The following is a 15,813-nucleotide window of genomic DNA, read 5'->3' as shown; positions in this document are numbered from 1 at the left end:
CTCCGTGACGCCCGGCCCCCTGACGCCCGGCTTCGCCTCAGCCCGCGAAGACCGGCCCCCTGACCAGGGCGCGGGTGCGCCGGCAGAGCCGCCAGCCGACCGTCGGCAGCGAGTCGGGGAACGGCGCGACCGGCGCCCCGCGCCCCTCCATCCACGCCTCGACGTCGGCGGCCGTATGGCCGCGGCGCACGATGAGCCGGGCGATGCGGTACGTCTCGTCCTCCCGCGAACTGAGCGCGTGCCGCACGGCCGCCGCCGAGGCATAGCCCGCGGCGCCGGCGGCCCGGCGCACCGCCCGGCTGTTGTAGCCGTGCGGATAGGCCAGATGCCGCACCTCGTGGCCGAGCACGTCCTCCAGGGCCGCCTTCGGCTCCCGCAGCTCGCGGTGCAGTGCCGCAGGCGGCAGTGTGTCCAGCTGCGGATGGGTGGCGGTGTGCGCGCCGACCTCCATGCCGTACTGCTCCAGCAGCGGCGTCCGGGACAGCGTCATCATGGGCGCCGGCGGCAGCAGGCTGTCCCGGCCCGGGGTGATGGCACCGGTGGTCAGATACGCGGTGGCGGGCATCCCGCGCCCGGCGAGCGCCTCGGCGGTGGGCCCCGGCAGATCGGCGAAGCCGTCGTCGAAGGTGAGGACGACGGGCCGGGGCGGCAGCGGACCGCTGCCCGCGAGGCAGTCGACGAGCGTGCCGACGGTGACCGGGGTGCGGCCGCTCACCTCGATGGCGTCGAGGTGGCTGCCGAACTGCCGTGGTGTGACGGTGAACCCGGCGATCCAGTCGGGCGGATCGTCCATGACGGCGTGGTAGAGCAGGACGGGGATACGGGCCCCGGACTCGTCGTCCAGCATGTCAGTGTCTCCCTTCGGCGTCGGTGACCCCGACGTCTGCGACCCCCGGCAGCGGTACGCCGCGCAGCCGCAGCCGGGCCCGTACATAGCCGAACGGCCCGGCGAGCATCCCGCGGCGCTCCAGGTGGGACAGATGGCGCGGCCAGGGATGGTTCTGCGTCCCGTGCTCCCCGGGTGCGCAGCCCGCACCCGTGTCGCGGTGGGCGGTGATGGCGCGGGCGTGGGCGAGACCGCGGGGCAGTTTCCGCAGCAGCGCGGGGAGCAGGCCGGGGCGGCGCGTGAGCAGGGCAGTGAGATACGCGGTCAGGCCCGCGCCGTAGCCGTACGCCTGGTTCATCAGGTCCTGCCACCTCTCGCGGTGGTGGTGCCACACCAGGGCCTCGGGCGTGTAGCGCAGCCGGTGTCCGGCGGCGAGCACGCTGACGAACGCGTACAGGTCGTCGCCGCCCCTGGCGGGCGTGCCGGTGCCGGTGGCCGGATCGAAGCCGCCGATGCAGCGCAGGGCGGCGGCGGAGAAGGCCATGTTGGCACCGGAGCCGAAGCTGCCCGCCGTGAAAGGGAACAGCGGTTGGTCGGCGGGCGGGTGCCGGGGGTCGTAGACGCGCGGGGCGAAGCCCTTGACGAAGCCGCCGTGGCTCTCCAGGAGGATCTGGGCGGGTGTGGTGAGACGGGCCGGCAGGATCAGCCCGGTCGTGCAGCCCAGCCGCGGGTCGTCGGCGAAGGGGGCGGTCAGTGCGGTGAGCCAGTGCGGGTCGGCGACGACGTCGTCGTCCGTGAACGCGATCACCGTGCCGCCGGCGACGGCGACGCCCCGGTTGTGGGCGACGGCGAGGCCGGGCACCGGCTCACGCACCAGGCGGACGCGGTCGCCGTACTTGAGCCGCACCAGGTCCTCGGTGGCGCTGGTCACCGGCGCGTTGTCGACGACGACGATCTCGAAGTCCGGGTGGTCCTGGGCGAGCAGCGAGTCGAGGGTGCGGGCGAGACGGTCGGCGCCCTCGCGGGTGGCGACGACGACGCTGGTCCTCGGCAGGTCACCGTGGGCTGACGGCGCGGACGGTGCACGGCCGGCGAGCTTGTCCCGGGCGGTCGCGGCGACGGCGTCGGCGGGGTCGCGGCCCGGCGGGACCCGGCAGACGACGGTGGCGACGGGTCGGCCGCGCAGCCGGACCAGGACGTAGACCTCGTCGCCGCCACGGACAGGCGTCCCGTCCGCGGCAGTTCCCGGAGCAGGCCGGAAGGACAGGACCGGGCCGTCCGGGCCGTACAGGTCCAGCTCGGCGACCCGGATCCCGCCCGGCCGCTCTCGGCCCGGCGATGCGGCTGGTCGATACAGTGTGCTCGGCATCGTGTCCCCCCACTGTCACGGTGTGTCGCGGCGGCGCAGACTGCCCAGCCGGTTCAGCGTGCGCTGCGCGTATCCGGCCAGTCGTGGCCTGCTGCGTACGAAACTGTGGGCGCGGCGCACCGGCTCGCGGCGCAGCCAGTACGCGGCCGCCCCCGCCCCTGGCCGTGTCGACGCCCCCTCGTGGACCCGCAGTTCGCCGGTCTTCAGCGCGTCCTTGTACTCGGCGGCCCCGCGCCCCAGGTCCAGCATCCCGATGCCGGCCGCCGCCGCGCCCTCGGCCATCCGCAGATGCAGGATCAGACCGGGCGAGTACTTGGCGAACTCGGGGTCGTAGGCCGGGAACCAGCAGGACAGCACGGTGCGCGAGCGCAGGCCGAAATGCGCGGCGACGGGCCTGCCCGCCGCGTACAGCACGGACAGCACGCCGCTGCAGCCGGGCGCGCGGGTCTCGTGCAGCCGCCGCACCAGGGTGCTGATCCAGTCCTGGGCGAACCGGTCGCGACGGCCGGTCCTGCGGTACTGGGCGGACTTCCAGCCCATCAGCGTGCGCAGGGCCGCCGGATCACGTTCGTCGAGGACGAACCGCAGGTCGCCCGTCTGACGTCCGAGCCTGCGCTCCTTGGCGAGCGTGGTCTTCAGGAACTTGGGCGACTGGCTGCGCAGCACGTCCTGGTAGGCGGCGTACCCGGTCCCGACATCGACGACCGGCGAGCCGAACTCCTCGGCCGCGCCCGGCACGAAGATCTCCTGGCCCGCCTCGAGGTTGTCGAACTCCCAGGCGGTCAGGCCGCAGGCGCGCAGCAGGTCGCGCGGGGCGATCCGCAGGCCGGGGCGCAGTACGGCCCCCTGGCAGTCCGAGACCCCGAAGCCGATCGCCTGCGCATGCCCCAGACGGCCCGTCTCGTACGGGAAGAAGCCGGCCGGCTGCCCGTCCTCCCACAGCACCGCGACGCGGGCGGCGGCGCGCACCCGCCCGACGGCGAGCGTGAACTCCGGTTCCATGAACGGATTCGCCGGTGCACCGCTCTTGGCGCGCAGCTCACGCCAGGCATCGGTCTCCCGCGCACCCAGTTCGGACGGTGTCACCACATGAATGCGGACATCGCTCAACTCGACCCCCCGGTCTCCCTTGAGCCTTCAACTTGTATCCCCGGTGAGGAAGGTACCGGTAGAAAATGCGACAGGACAGGGAGCATCACCCTTCTTGACCTTATCTGTGATGTCTTGTGGCACAGGTGCGCAAGGACCGATGATCTGAGGTCCCAAGTCGCAGTCAGGAGAGCCTTGTTGACCACATCACCCGCCACCCCGCACCGGATGGATCCGGCCGGCGGCTGCCCCCACGCCGCCAACGCCCGGCTGCTCGCCCAGGGCGCTGTCGCACCCGTCGTGCTCCCCGGCGAAGTCGAGGGGATGGCGGTGCTGGGTCATGAGGCGCTCAAGGAGTTTCTCGCCCACCCCGATGTCGCCAAGGGTGCCCGGCACTTCGCCGCACTGCAGGCCGGGGAGATCCCGGACGGCTGGCCGCTGAAGACGTTCGCCACCGTGCAGGGCATGACCACGGCCGACGACGCGGACCACCGGCGGCTGCGGGCGCTGGTGAGCAAGGCGTTCACGGCTCGCCGGGTAGCCGGGCTGCGGCCGCGGATCGAGGCGGTGACGGCGCAGCTGCTGGACCGTCTGGGCGAGACGGCGGCGGCGGGTGGCGGCGTCGTCGATCTGCGCGCCCACTTCGCGCTGCCGCTGCCGATGGGTGTGATCTGCGAACTGCTGGGCGTGGAGGCGGGGCTGGAGGACCGGTTGCACCACCTGTCGAACCAGATCGTCGCCACCGACATCGGACCCGCGCAGGCCATGGCGGCCAACCGGGAGATGGTGGAGGTGCTGAGCGCGGTAGCCGCGTCCCGGGCGGGGAGTCCCGGGGACGATCTGACGAGCGCGCTGATCGCCGCACGGGAGGAGGGCGGCGACCGGCTCGGGCCGCACGAGCTGATCGGCACCCTCATGCTGATGATCATCGCCGGTCACGAGACGACGCTGAACCTGATCACCAACGCGGTCCGCGCCCTGTGCGCCCACCGGGACCAGCTGGTCCTGGTGCAGTCCTGCAAGGCGGCATGGGCGGACGTGGTCGAGGAGACGCTGCGCTGGGACAGCCCGGTCAGCTTCTTCCCGTTCCGCTATCCGACCCGGGATCTGACGCTGGACGGGACGGTGATCCCCAAGGGCACGCCGGTTCTGGCGGGTTACTCGGCGGCGGGCCGGGACCCGGCGGCGCACGGCGCGGACGCGGACCGTTTCGACATCACCCGGGGCGGTGGTGCGCGGCACCTGTCGCTGGGCCACGGCCCGCACTACTGCTTGGGCGCGCCACTGGCCCGGATGGAGGCGACGATCGCGCTGGAGCGCCTTTTCGCCCGCTTCCCGGACCTGGATCTGGCGACGTCGGACGACGAACTGCCGCGGCACGCGAGTTTCGTGGGCAACAGCGTGCGGGAGCTCCCGGTACGGCTCGCGAGCTGACGGGCGCGTCGGCGGGGCGCGCCGGGCGCCGTGCGAGCGGGCGCACTGCGGGATCGCAGCAGTGCGGCCGATTCGGCCCGGCACGGGCGCACTGCGCAGGGGCGCCGACGGGAATCGCGGGCGTGCTTGGCGTGCTTCCGGCGGGGCGAGCCCGCTGCAGCGAGCCGACGGCGAGCAGGATGCGTCGGGGCGGCCGGACTCCGTACCGGCACGCGCAGCGCCGGGAGCACTCTTCGCATCGGGTCCCGTCCACGCGGCCGCCCCGGACACATCACGCCCGTCCCGGCGTGTACGAGGCGGTCAGGCGCGGCCCTCGACGCCCGCGAGCGCCGCCGTCACCGCTGCCTGCGCATGCAGTCTCGTCGTCGGGAACACCGGGACCGGGCTGTCCTCCGGGGCGATCAGCAGCTCGATCTCCGTGCAGCCCAGGACGACACCCTGGGCCCCAGCCGCAACCAGCTCACCGATGACGCCCTGGTAGGCGGCGCGGGACTCCTCCCGCACGACGCCGAGGCACAGTTCCTCGTAGATCACCCGGTGCACCAGTCCGCGGCCCGCCTCGTCCGGGGTGAGCACCGTCAGCCCGTGCGCGGCCAGCCGGTCCCGGTAGAAGTCCTGTTCCATCGTGAACGCGGTGCCCAGCAGCCCGACGGTGGTCAGCCCCGCCGCGCGGACGGCGGCAGCCGTGGCGTCGCCGAGGTGCAGCAGCGGCACGGTGACGGCCGCCGCCACCTGATCGGCCACCTTGTGCATGGTGTTGGTGCAGATCAGCAGCAGATCCGCGCCCGCCGACTGGAGCCCGGCCGCGGCCCGGGCCAGGATCTCGCCCGCCCGCTCCCACTCCCCCGCGCGCTGCAGCTCCTCGATCTCCGCGAAGTCGACGGAATGCAGCACGCACCGCGCCGAGTGGAGACCGCCGAGCCGCTCCCGTACCAGCTCGTTGAGCAGCCGGTAGTACTCGGCACTGGACTCCCAGCTCATGCCGCCGATCAGCCCTATGGTTCGCATCGGCCCACTGTCGCATGTCGCCGGCGGCAGGCTCCGTTCCGCCCATGACACTTGAGCCCGCCCCCACAGCCTCCGCCGTCCGAAGGAGTCCGCCCATGAGCCCCGTCATCGCCGTCACCGGAGCGAGCGGCAGCATCGGCGGCCGGGTCGCGCGCCGGCTGTCCGCCACGGGCGCCGCGATCCGGCTGCTGGGCCGCGACCCGGCCCGACTGCCCGAGCTCCCCGGCGCGGTGGCAGCGCCGCCCTGCTCGTACGGCGACGGCGAGGCGATGCGGCGTGCGCTGGACGGGGCGGACACGCTGTTCCTGGTCTCGGCGCACGAGGCGCCGGACCGGGTGCGCGAGCACCGCACGGCCGTGGACGCGGCGGTCGCCGCCGGTGTGCGGCGGATCGTGTACACGTCCTTCGTCGGCGCCGCGCCCGCCGCGACGTTCACATACGCCCGTGACCACTGGCACACCGAGGAGTACATCCGGGCGAGCCTGCCGCGCCACACGTTCCTGCGGGACAACTTCTACCTCGCCGCGTTCCCCGCGATGACCGGGAAGGACGGGGTGCTGCGCGGCCCGGCCGGCCGCGGCCGGGTCGCGGCCGTCGCCCACGACGACATCGCGGACGCCGCCGCGGCCGTACTCCTCGACGGGACCGGCGCGCACCACGGGCGGGTGTACGACCTCACCGGGCCTTCGGCGTTCTCGCTCGCCGAGGCCGCCGACGAGCTGAGCCGGGTCACGGGACGGGAGGTGCGCTACGTCCCGGAGTCCCGCGAGGAGGCGTACGCCTCACGGGCCGGGTACGGCGCCGAGGAGTGGGAGGTGACCGGCTGGGTCACCTCGTACGAGGCGATGGCCACCGGCGAGATGGCCGCGGTGTCCGACGCGGTACCACGCCTGACGGGCCACCCCGCACAGTCCCTCCACGCGTATCTGACGGCCCATCCGCGCAGCTACGCGCACCTGCTGCCGGACGGCCAGGGCGCTTAGGCCCGGCGGCCTGCCTGCCACACCGCGCTCACCAGTGGCACACCGGGCCGGTAGGCGAGGTGGACATGGCTCGGGGCGTCGAGCAGGGCCAGGTCGGCGCGGGCACCGGCGGCGATGCGGCCGATGTCGGTGCGGCGCAGCGCCGCCGCACCGCCGGCGGTCGCCGACCAGACGGCCTCGTCGGGGGTCATGCCCATGTCCCGTACCGCCAGCGCGATGCAGAACGGCACGGACGAGGTGAACGACGAGCCGGGGTTGCAGTCCGTCGACAGCGCGACGGTGACGCCCGCGTCGAGGAGGCGGCGGGCGTCGGGCCACTGGGCGCGCGTGGAGAACTCGGCCCCCGGCAGCAGCGTCGCGACGGTGGCGCTGTTCGCCAGGGCGTCGACGTCCGCGTCGGTGAGGTGTGTGCAGTGGTCGGCGGACGCCGCATCCAGTTCGACGGCCAGCTGGACGCCGGGGCCGTGGCCGAGCTGGTTGGCGTGCACACGCGGAACGAGGCCCTTGGCCATGCCGGCGGTGAGGACCGCGCGGGCCTGGTCCCCGTCGAAGGCCCCCTTCTCGCAGAACACGTCGACCCAGCGGGCGTGCGGAGCGCAGGCATCGAGCATCTCGCCGGTGACGAGGGCGACGTAGGCGGCCGGGTCGTCGGCGTGGTCCGGGGACACGACATGCGCGCCGAGGTAGGTGACTTCCTCGGTGTGCCGCGCGGCGATACGGAGGGCCCGCTCCTCGTCGTGAGTGGTCAGCCCGTACCCGGACTTGGTCTCGAAGGTCGTGGTGCCCTGGCGGAGGGCCTCGTCCAGGTAGCGAGTGAGGTTGGCTTCGAGCTCGTCGTCGGTGGCCGCGCGGGTCGCGGCGACGGTGGTCCGGATACCGCCGGCGGAGTAGGCCCGGCCGGACATCCGAGCGTTGAACTCGGCGGTGCGGTCACCGGCGAAGACCAGGTGCGAGTGGGAGTCGACGAATCCGGGGATCACGGCCCGGCCGCCTGCGTCGTACACCTCGTCGGCGTCCGGCGCCTCGGCCGCACGGCCGGTCCAGGCGACGGTGTCGCCGTCGATGACGAGGGCGGCGTCCTCGATCAGTCCGAGGGACCCTTCGCCGGCGGCGGGGTCGTTGGTGACGAGGGAGCCGATGTTGGTGATGATGGTGCTGGTCATGGTTCCTCTCCGTGGGGTTCCGACCCCCTACGGCCAGGGAGCAGACCTCGATGCCCCATGCTGTCACAGGGGTGTTCCACGGCTGCCCGGCCGCCCCCGGCGCACCCCGAGGTAGGGTCGTGCGCATGCCAGGACCGCGATCAGCAGTGCGTGCGCGTCAGGTCCTGCGATGGTCACGCCGGCTGATCGCAGCCTTCGTGAGCCTCTGTGCGCTGGTGGGTGTGGCGCGCCTGACCGCTCCCGCCACCGCCGCCGGCACGGACGGCGAACCCTCCGGTGTCCACCGGCAGTTGACATTCCTGCGCGCGGCCCTGGACGACGGCGCCGCGGACGAGGCGCAGCGCCAGTTCCCGGAGGGGTACTTCTTCCTGTACGCGCTGTACGGCCTGACCTGGGTCGAACTCGGCATGCGCGAACCGGCCGGTGAACGGGCCGAAGCGCTCCGGGAGGCGCGGTGGGCGCTGGAGCGGCTGGACTCGCCGTCGGGCCGCGCCCCGTTCAGCGCGGACCTCGTCCCCTCGTACGGAGTCTTCTACCGCGGCTGGTCCAACTGGCTGCGCGGCGGTGTGCTGAGCCTGCAGCCGGCCGCGCACCGCGACCCGGCCGAGCTGCGCCGGTTCGCCGGCGACTCGGCGGCGCTCGGTGCGGCGTTCGACGCCTCGAAGACGCCGTACCTGGCCGCGTACCCCGGTCAGGCCTGGCCGGTCGACTCCACCGTGGCGATGGCGTCGCTGCGGCTGCACGACAAGCTGCTTCCACCCCGGTTCGCAGGGACGGCCGACCGCTGGCTCCGGGGCGTACGCGACCGGCTCGACCCGCGTACGGGACTGCTCCCGCACCGCGTCGACCCGGACAGCGGCGCACCGGCCGAGGTTGCCCGGGCCACCTCACAGAGCGTGATCCACCGTTTCCTCGTCGACATCGACCCCGCCTTCGCCCGCGAGCAGTACCTGGGCTTCCGCGACCGATACGTCACCTCGCCCCTCGGCCTCGGCCCCGCCGTACGGGAGTACCCGGACGGCATGGACGGCCCGGCCGACGTCGACTCCGGCCCGCTCCCGCTCGGCGTCAGCCTGTCGGCGTCCGTGGTGACCGCGGGCGCGGCCCAGGTGCACGGCGACTCCGCCCTCGCCGAGGGCCTGACGAACTACGGCGAGTTGCTGGGCGCGCCGGTCGACACCCCGTGGACCAAGCGGTACGCCTTCGGGCTGCTCCCGATCGGCGACGCGTTCGTGGCGTGGTCGAAGACCGCGCGCCCCTGGGTGGCGGACCCGCCGGCCCCGCCACCGGCGAGCATCTCGTGGTGGTGGCGGCTGCCGCTGCTGTCGGTGCTGGTCGTTCTCGGGGCGGCGCCGTGGCTGCCGAACCTGGTACGTCGCTACCGGGTGCGGCGCGCCGCGGAGGCGTACGGCAGGAAGCCGGTCCAGGCGGCGGAGCCGAAGGCGGGCTGAGGGCCGTCGGAGACCGACCCCGTACCGCCCGGGTGAACCCGTCACGGTCCCGTGGTGACGTGGCGCACACAGCCGGAACACGCCACGTCGCACACCCGCTCAGGACCGCAGTGCAGCGATTGCCTCCGTCAATGCGGACGGGACGTCCGGGATCAGGGTGTGGGTGCCGTCGCGGACGACGTGGCGGCCCGCGATCACGGTGTGGCGGACGTCCGCGGCCGTCGCCGCGAAGACCGCCGTCTCCGCGCCCAGTCTCGGCACCGGCCCCGCGGTGCGGACCGAGTCCAGCGCCACCGTGGTGAAGTCCGCGAGCGCACCCGCCTCGAGGCGGCCCGCCTCGTCCCATCCCAGTGCCGCATGGCCGTCCGCCGAGGCGGCACGCAGCAGGGCCGCCGCCGTCCAGTGGCCGCGCGTGCGCGAGCGCAGGCGCTCGTTCAGCTCCATCGCGCGCGCCTCCTCGAACAGGTCGATCACCGCGTGGCTGTCGCTGCCGAGCGACAGCGGGGACCCCGCGCCCTGGAGCGCGGGCGCGGGCCCGATGCCGTCCGCGAGGTCGCGCTCGGTGGTGGGGCACATGCAGGTGCCGGTGGTCGTGCCGCCCAGCAGTGCGATGTCCTCGGGCGTGAGGTGCGTGTTGTGGACGCCGGTCGTGCGCGGGCCGAGCACTCCGTGGTCGGCCAGGAGCCGGGTGGGAGTGCAGCCGTGCGCGGCGAGGCAGGCGTCGTTCTCCGCCGTCTGTTCGGACAGGTGCACATGCAGCGGCGCGCCCCTCGACGCTGCCCACTCGGCGACCGTCGACAGCTGCGCGGCCGGGACGGCCCGTACGGAGTGGATGGCGGCGCCGATCCGTACGTGCTCGCCGTCCTTCAGCTGCGCCGCACGCTCCGCCCAGGCGTCCGCCGTGCCGTCGGAGAAGCGGAGCTGGTGGTTGTCCGGCTTCTCTCCGAAGCCGGACGACAGATAGGCCGTGTCCAGCAGGGTGATGCGGATGCCCGCGTCCGCGGCGGCGGCGATCAGCGCCTCGCCCATCGCGTTGGGTTCCGCGTACGGTGTGCCGCCCGGCGCGTGGTGCAGATAGTGGAACTCGCCGACCGAGGTGATCCCGGCCAGCGCCATCTCCGCGTACACCGCGCGTGCCAGCGCGTGGTACGACTCCGGGGTGAGCCGGGACGCGACCTGGTACATCACCTCGCGCCAGGTCCAGAACGTCCCCGCGCCGACCTGCACCGTGCCGCGCAGCGCCCGGTGGAAAGCGTGCGAGTGGGCGTTCGCGAGCCCCGGCAGCGTCAGCCCGCGCAGCACCGTCGCGCCCGGCTCCGGGGCCTCGACCCCGATCCGTACCGCCGCGATCCTGCCGTCGCGCACATCGAGGGCCACGCCCGGCTCGACGGGGGCACCTCCCAGCGGTAGCTGGGGGCGGGTGTCCAGCCAGGCGTGCTCCGCCCAGTACGTCGTCAGCTGCACGCGAGTCCCTCCAGTACGTCGGCGAGCGCGATGACCCCGGCGACGCAGTCGTCCTCGGCCGCGGACTCGGCCGGGGAGTGCGAGACACCCGTGGGGTTCCGTACGAACAGCATGGCGGTCGGAACGGTGGCGGACAGGATTCCCGCGTCGTGTCCGGCGCCCGTACCGAGGACGGGAACGGCCCCGCCCAGAATCTTGTTGATCTCGTCGCGCAGAGCGTGCTCGAACTCGACGACGGGCGTGAAGGACTCCCGTACGACCCGCAGATCCACGCCGTCACGGTCCGCGCGCTCCTTCGCGGCCCGCTGGACGGCGGCCACGACGGTGTCCAGCGTGGCCTGGTCGGCCGCGCGGGAGTCGAGCCAGCCGCGCACCAGCGAGGGGATGGCGTTGACCCCGTTCGGCTCGACGGAGATCTTGCCGAAGGTCGCGACGGCACCGGCGAGTTCCGCCTCGCGGCGGGCTGCCAGGACTGTCTCCGCATAGGTCAGCATCGGGTCACGCCGGTCGACGAGCCGGGTGGTGCCGGCGTGGTTGGCCTCTCCGGCGAAGTCGAACCGCCAGCGGCCGTGCGGCCAGATGGCGGACGCGATTCCGACCGCGTCCCCGGAGAGGTCCAGCGCCCGGCCCTGCTCGACGTGGAGCTCGACGAACGCGCCGATACGGGCGAGGCGTTCGGGGTCGGGGCCGATGGCGGCCGGGTCGTACCCGGCCTCCTCCATGGCCTGCGGCAGGCGGATCCCGTCGCCGTCGCGCAGCTCGAACGCCTGCTCCTTGCTCAACTGACCCGAGGCCAGCCGGGAGCCGACGCACGCGAGCCCGAACCTGGCGCCCTCTTCGTCACCGAAGTTGGTGATGGCGAGGGGACGGGTGAACTGCGCACCCCTGCGGCGGAGTTCGTCCAGCGCGGCGAAGGAGGACACGACGCCGAGGGGGCCGTCGAATGCGCCACCGTCGGGGACGGAGTCGAGGTGCGACCCGGTGACGACGGCATCACCGGCGCTGTGGTCGCCGAGCCAGGCCCACTGGTTGCCGTTGCGGTCGACCTCATAGGTGAGACCGCGGGCCTCCGCCTGCTCCTGGAACCAGTTCCTGCAGTCGGCGTCGGCGCCGGTCCAGGCGAAGCGGCGGTAGCCGCCGGTGTCGGCGTGGTGCCCGATGGGCGCGAGCTCACGCCACATCTCGTGGAACGAACCCGCTGCGGGCAGGCGTTCCGCAGGGCGACGGGGGTCCCCCCGGTCCCCGCCCGGCAGCGAAACATCCGGCTCCGCCGGGAGGTGCCCACCCGCTCCCCCGGTTTTGCCCGGGCGGTGCCCCCCTCGCCCTGCGGGACCATTGCCCACGGCCATTACGCGTCACCCTCCCGCATGGGGATGCGGACGCCGCGGTCCTGGGACACCGACTCCGCGATGTCGTACCCGGCGTCCACGTGCCGGATGACGCCCATCCCGGGGTCGTTCGTCAGCACACGGCGGATCTTCTCGCCGGCCAGTTTCGTACCGTCCGCCACCGACACCTGGCCGGCGTGGATCGAGCGGCCCATGCCGACGCCGCCGCCGTGGTGGATCGACACCCACGAGGCACCCGACGCGACGTTGACCATCGCGTTCAGCAGCGGCCAGTCCGCGATGGCGTCGGAGCCGTCGAGCATGGCCTCGGTCTCGCGGTACGGGGAGGCCACCGAGCCGCAGTCCAGGTGGTCGCGGCCGATCGCCAGCGGGGCCGCCAGTTCGCCGCTCGCCACCATGTCGTTGAAGCGCTCGCCCGCACGGTCCCGCTCGCCGTAGCCCAGCCAGCAGATGCGCGCCGGGAGGCCCTGGAAGTGGACGCGCTCACCGGCCATCTTGATCCAGCGGTGCAGCGATTCGTTCTCGGGGAACAGCTCCAGGATCGCCTTGTCGGTCTTGGCGATGTCCGACGCCTCGCCCGACAGCGCCGCCCAGCGGAACGGGCCCTTGCCCTCGCAGAACAGCGGCCGGATGTAGGCGGGTACGAAGCCGGGGAAGGCGAACGCCCGGTCATATCCGGCCAGCTGGGCCTCACCGCGGATCGAGTTGCCGTAGTCGAAGACCTCGGCGCCTGCGTCCATGAAGCCGACCATCGCCTCGACGTGCCTGGCCATCGACTCGCGGGCGCGCTGCGTGAAGTCGGCCGGCTTCTCGGCCGCGTACGACTGCATGTCGTCGAAGTCGACACCGAGGGGCAGGTAGGCGAGCGGGTCGTGGGCCGACGTCTGGTCGGTCACGATGTCGATCGGGGCGCCCTCGGCGAGCATCCGCGGCAGCAGCTCGGCGGCGTTGCCGAGGAGGCCGATGGAGAGCGGCTTGCGGGCGTCGCGGGCCTCGACCGCGAGCTGGAGCGCGTGCTCCAGGGAGCCGGCCTTCACGTCCAGGTAGCGGTGCTCGATACGGCGCTCGATCGCGCGGGGGTCACAGTCGATGCAGATCGCGACGCCGTCGTTCATGGTCACGGCGAGGGGCTGGGCGCCGCCCATGCCGCCGAGGCCGGCGGTCAGGGTGATCGTCCCGGCGAGCGTGCCGTTGAACTTCTTGGCCGCGACGGCGGCGAACGTCTCGTACGTGCCCTGGAGGATGCCCTGCGTGCCGATGTAGATCCACGAGCCGGCCGTCATCTGGCCGTACATGGTCAGGCCGAGGGCCTCCAGGCGCCGGAACTCCTCCCAGTTCGCCCAGTCGCCGACCAGGTTGGAGTTGGCGATCAGCACACGCGGGGCCCACTCGTGGGTCTGCATGACGCCGACCGGCCGGCCGGACTGGACGAGCATCGTCTCGTCCTGCTTCAGGGTCTGCAGCGTGCGGACCATCGCGTCGAAGGAGCGCCAGTCACGCGCCGCCTTGCCCGTGCCGCCGTAGACGACGAGCTTGTCCGGGTGCTCGGCGACCTCGGGGTCGAGGTTGTTCTGGAGCATGCGCAGCGCGGCTTCCTGCTGCCAGCCGAGGGCGCTCAGTTCCGTACCGCGCGGTGCCCGAACGGGGCGGGGTCCTGACATGGCAATGCCTCCTCGCGACTGCGACGACGAGTGCGACCACGAGAGCGATACGACACTCACTGTTGGGAAATCTATTCACATCTTCGCTTGCTGAATAGTTTCAGTCAACAGCTGCGACCGGCCCCGCCGGATGATTGGCTGGCACACATGTCTGTCGACCTCGGGGACCGTAGGGATCAGGCCGTGCGCGCGGCCGTGGAACAGGGACTGCTGAGCGAGGCGGAGCCCGTGGTGGCCATGCTCGACGTGGCGGGCATCCGGGCGGCGGCGTCGGCCCTGCGGACGGCGTTCGCCGCTGTCACCGGTGCGCCCGTGCTGCACGCCTTCGCCGTGAAGGCCACACCCCTGGTCCCGGTGCTCGCGCTGCTGCACGCCGAGGGCATCGGCGCGGAGGTGGCGAGCCCGGGCGAGCTCGCGCTGGCCAGGGCCGCCGGGCTGCCCCCGGACCGCACGGTCCTGGACTCCCCCGCCAAGACGGTCGCCGAGCTGCGCCAAGCCCTGGCGCTGGGCATCGCGGTCAACGCCGACAACCCCCAGGAGCTCGCCCGGCTCGACACCCTGGTCTCCGGCGCGCCCCCGTCGTCGCCGCTCGGCCTGCGGGTCAATCCGCAGATCGGCGGCGGTTCCATCGACGCCCTGTCGACGGCCACCGCCACGTCCAAGTTCGGCGTCGCCCTGCGCGACGAGGGAGCCCGGGCCTGGGTCGTACGGGCCTTCCTCGGCCGGCCCTGGCTGACCCGGCTGCACGCCCATTCCGGCTCCCAGGGCATGCCGCTCGACCTGATGGCCGAGGGCATCCGGACGGTGTACGAGCTGGCCGAGGAGATCAACACCGCGGCCGGCCGGCAGCAGATCGACACCGTCGACATCGGCGGCGGCCTCCCGGTCAACTTCGCCTCCGACGAGCAGACCCCGACCTTCGCCGCCTACGCACAGCTGCTGGCCCAGCGGGTGCCGGGGCTGTTCGACGGCCGCTACGGCCTGGTCACCGAGTTCGGCCGCTCGCTGCTCGCCAAGCACGGCACCGTCCTCGCCCGGGTGGAGTACGCCAAGTCCGCGGGGGCCCGGCCGATCGCCGTCACCCACGCCGGCGTGCAGGTCGCCACCCGTAGCGTCTACGACCCCGCGTCCTGGCCGCTGCGCATCGCCTCGTACGACTCCCAGGGGCTGCCGAAGGCCGGTCCCGTCGTCGCCCAGGACATCGCCGGGCCCGCCTGCTTCGCGGGTGACCTGCTCGCCGTGGGGCGGGCGCTGCCAGTGCTGGAGCAGGGAGATGTGATCGCGGCCCTGGACACCGGCGCGTACTACTTCACCGCCCACTACAGCTACAACAGCCTGCCGCGCCCCGGCGTGCACGGCTTCGCCGTCCGGCCGGACGGCAAGGTCCGCTTCACGACCGTGCGGGCCGCGCAGACGGTCGACCAGATCGTCGCGGAGTCCGGCGGCGGGCGTGCGGACGCGCTGCGGCTGACCGGCAGCAACAGCGACAGTAATTTCCCGCAGGGGCGGTTGCCGCACCCCGGTGGTTCCATGAAGCCATGACACCCAGGACTGTCGTCGAGCGCGTGATCAGGGCCTCGCCGGGGCGCGTGTGGGAGGCCCTGACCGACCTTCAGGGCATGGAGCGTGTCCTCAGCGGCGTGCAGCGGATCGAGGTACTCACCGAGGGCGGCTTCGACGTCGGCACCCGGTGGCGCGAGACCCGGCGGATGCTGGGCAAGGAAGCCACCGAGGAGATGTACGTGACCGCGTGCGAGCCGCTCGAGCGCTATGTGGCGGAGGCCGACTCCCACGGCACCCACTATGTCTCGGAGTTCGAGCTGCTGACCGCGGGACCGGAGACGACGACGGTACGAATGACGTTCTCGGCCGTGCCGCCCAGTGGCTTCATGGGCCTGCTGTCCAAGGTGCTCGGCCCGCTCGGCGTCAAGGCCGTGAGCAAGGCGATCGCCAAGGACCTCGACGATGTCGCGACCGCCGTGGAGGGCCGCGGCGCCTGACTGCGTACGGGTGCAT

13 protein-coding genes are annotated in these 15,813 nt (G+C 73.1%); 5 read left to right on the top strand and 8 right to left on the bottom strand.

All coding sequences use genetic code 11. From position 1 onward, the window contains the following. Positions 1-37: 37 nt before the first annotated feature. Genes OHS70_RS22590 through OHS70_RS22580 form a run of 3 tightly spaced genes read right to left on the bottom strand, consistent with a single transcriptional unit; the run spans position 38 to position 3,305 of the window. Positions 38-847, bottom strand: a complete 810-nt coding sequence (locus tag OHS70_RS22590) for a polysaccharide deacetylase family protein (RefSeq protein ID WP_328399851.1) — start codon at positions 845-847, stop codon at positions 38-40. 1 nt (position 848) lies between these two features. Next, on the bottom strand, positions 849-2,195 hold the full coding sequence (locus OHS70_RS22585; RefSeq protein WP_328399849.1) for a glycosyltransferase family 2 protein: 1,347 nt from the start codon (positions 2,193-2,195) through the stop codon (positions 849-851). Between the two features lie 15 nt (positions 2,196-2,210). Next, positions 2,211-3,305 (bottom strand): GNAT family N-acetyltransferase, encoded by a 1,095-nt coding sequence (locus OHS70_RS22580; RefSeq protein ID WP_328399847.1) that lies wholly within the window; start codon positions 3,303-3,305, stop codon positions 2,211-2,213. A 207-nt stretch (positions 3,306-3,512) separates the two neighbouring features. Between OHS70_RS22580 and OHS70_RS22575 the strand changes: the two genes are divergently transcribed. Beyond that, positions 3,513-4,718, top strand: a complete 1,206-nt coding sequence (locus OHS70_RS22575; protein WP_328405832.1) for a cytochrome P450 family protein — start codon at positions 3,513-3,515, stop codon at positions 4,716-4,718. 300 nt (positions 4,719-5,018) lie between these two features. Here OHS70_RS22575 and OHS70_RS22570 read toward each other — a convergent pair whose 3' ends face one another. Then, positions 5,019-5,726, bottom strand: coding sequence for an aspartate/glutamate racemase family protein (locus tag OHS70_RS22570; protein ID WP_328399845.1), 708 nt, complete (start codon positions 5,724-5,726; stop codon positions 5,019-5,021). Between the two features lie 95 nt (positions 5,727-5,821). Between OHS70_RS22570 and OHS70_RS22565 the strand changes: the two genes are divergently transcribed. Then, positions 5,822-6,709 carry an NmrA family NAD(P)-binding protein gene (locus OHS70_RS22565; RefSeq protein ID WP_328399843.1) on the top strand — a complete coding sequence of 296 codons (888 nt, stop codon included), beginning with the start codon at positions 5,822-5,824 and terminating at the stop codon, positions 6,707-6,709. Here OHS70_RS22565 and hutI read toward each other — a convergent pair. Continuing rightward, complete coding sequence (gene hutI / locus OHS70_RS22560; RefSeq protein ID WP_328399841.1) at positions 6,706-7,872, bottom strand: imidazolonepropionase; 1,167 nt, start codon at positions 7,870-7,872, stop codon at positions 6,706-6,708. The two genes, OHS70_RS22565 and hutI, sit on opposite strands and share 4 nt — an antisense overlap. A 125-nt stretch (positions 7,873-7,997) precedes the next feature. On the opposite strand from hutI, the gene OHS70_RS22555 reads away from it, so the two are divergent. Continuing rightward, complete coding sequence (locus OHS70_RS22555; RefSeq protein ID WP_328399839.1) at positions 7,998-9,323, top strand: hypothetical protein; 1,326 nt, start codon at positions 7,998-8,000, stop codon at positions 9,321-9,323. Positions 9,324-9,422: 99 nt separating this feature from the next. Here the strand turns inward: OHS70_RS22555 and OHS70_RS22550 are convergent, their stop codons facing one another. The 3 genes from OHS70_RS22550 to hutU form a co-directional block, all read right to left on the bottom strand. Continuing rightward, the gene (locus OHS70_RS22550; protein ID WP_328399837.1) at positions 9,423-10,787 is read right to left on the bottom strand and encodes a formimidoylglutamate deiminase; all 1,365 of its coding nucleotides are present in this window, start codon (positions 10,785-10,787) and stop codon (positions 9,423-9,425) included. After that, positions 10,778-11,968 carry an allantoate amidohydrolase gene (locus OHS70_RS22545; protein ID WP_328399835.1) on the bottom strand — a complete coding sequence of 397 codons (1,191 nt, stop codon included), beginning with the start codon at positions 11,966-11,968 and terminating at the stop codon, positions 10,778-10,780. The genes OHS70_RS22550 and OHS70_RS22545 overlap by 10 nt, the downstream gene beginning before the upstream one ends. Before the next feature lie 167 nt (positions 11,969-12,135). Next, a complete protein-coding gene (gene hutU / locus OHS70_RS22540; RefSeq protein WP_328399833.1) occupies positions 12,136-13,797 on the bottom strand; it encodes a urocanate hydratase in 1,662 nt (553 codons plus the stop codon). A 147-nt stretch (positions 13,798-13,944) separates the two neighbouring features. Between hutU and OHS70_RS22535 the strand changes: the two genes are divergently transcribed. Next, a complete protein-coding gene (locus OHS70_RS22535) occupies positions 13,945-15,339 on the top strand; it encodes a diaminopimelate decarboxylase (RefSeq protein WP_328399831.1) in 1,395 nt (464 codons plus the stop codon). Then, positions 15,336-15,797 carry an SRPBCC family protein gene (locus tag OHS70_RS22530; protein WP_328399829.1) on the top strand — a complete coding sequence of 154 codons (462 nt, stop codon included), beginning with the start codon at positions 15,336-15,338 and terminating at the stop codon, positions 15,795-15,797. The genes OHS70_RS22535 and OHS70_RS22530 overlap by 4 nt, the downstream gene beginning before the upstream one ends. Positions 15,798-15,813: the final 16 nt, after the last annotated feature.

This window comes from Streptomyces sp. NBC_00390 (assembly GCF_036057275.1).
Classification (GTDB): Bacteria; Actinomycetota; Actinomycetes; order Streptomycetales; family Streptomycetaceae; genus Streptomyces.
This window is presented reverse-complemented; position numbering and strand designations above follow the sequence as displayed.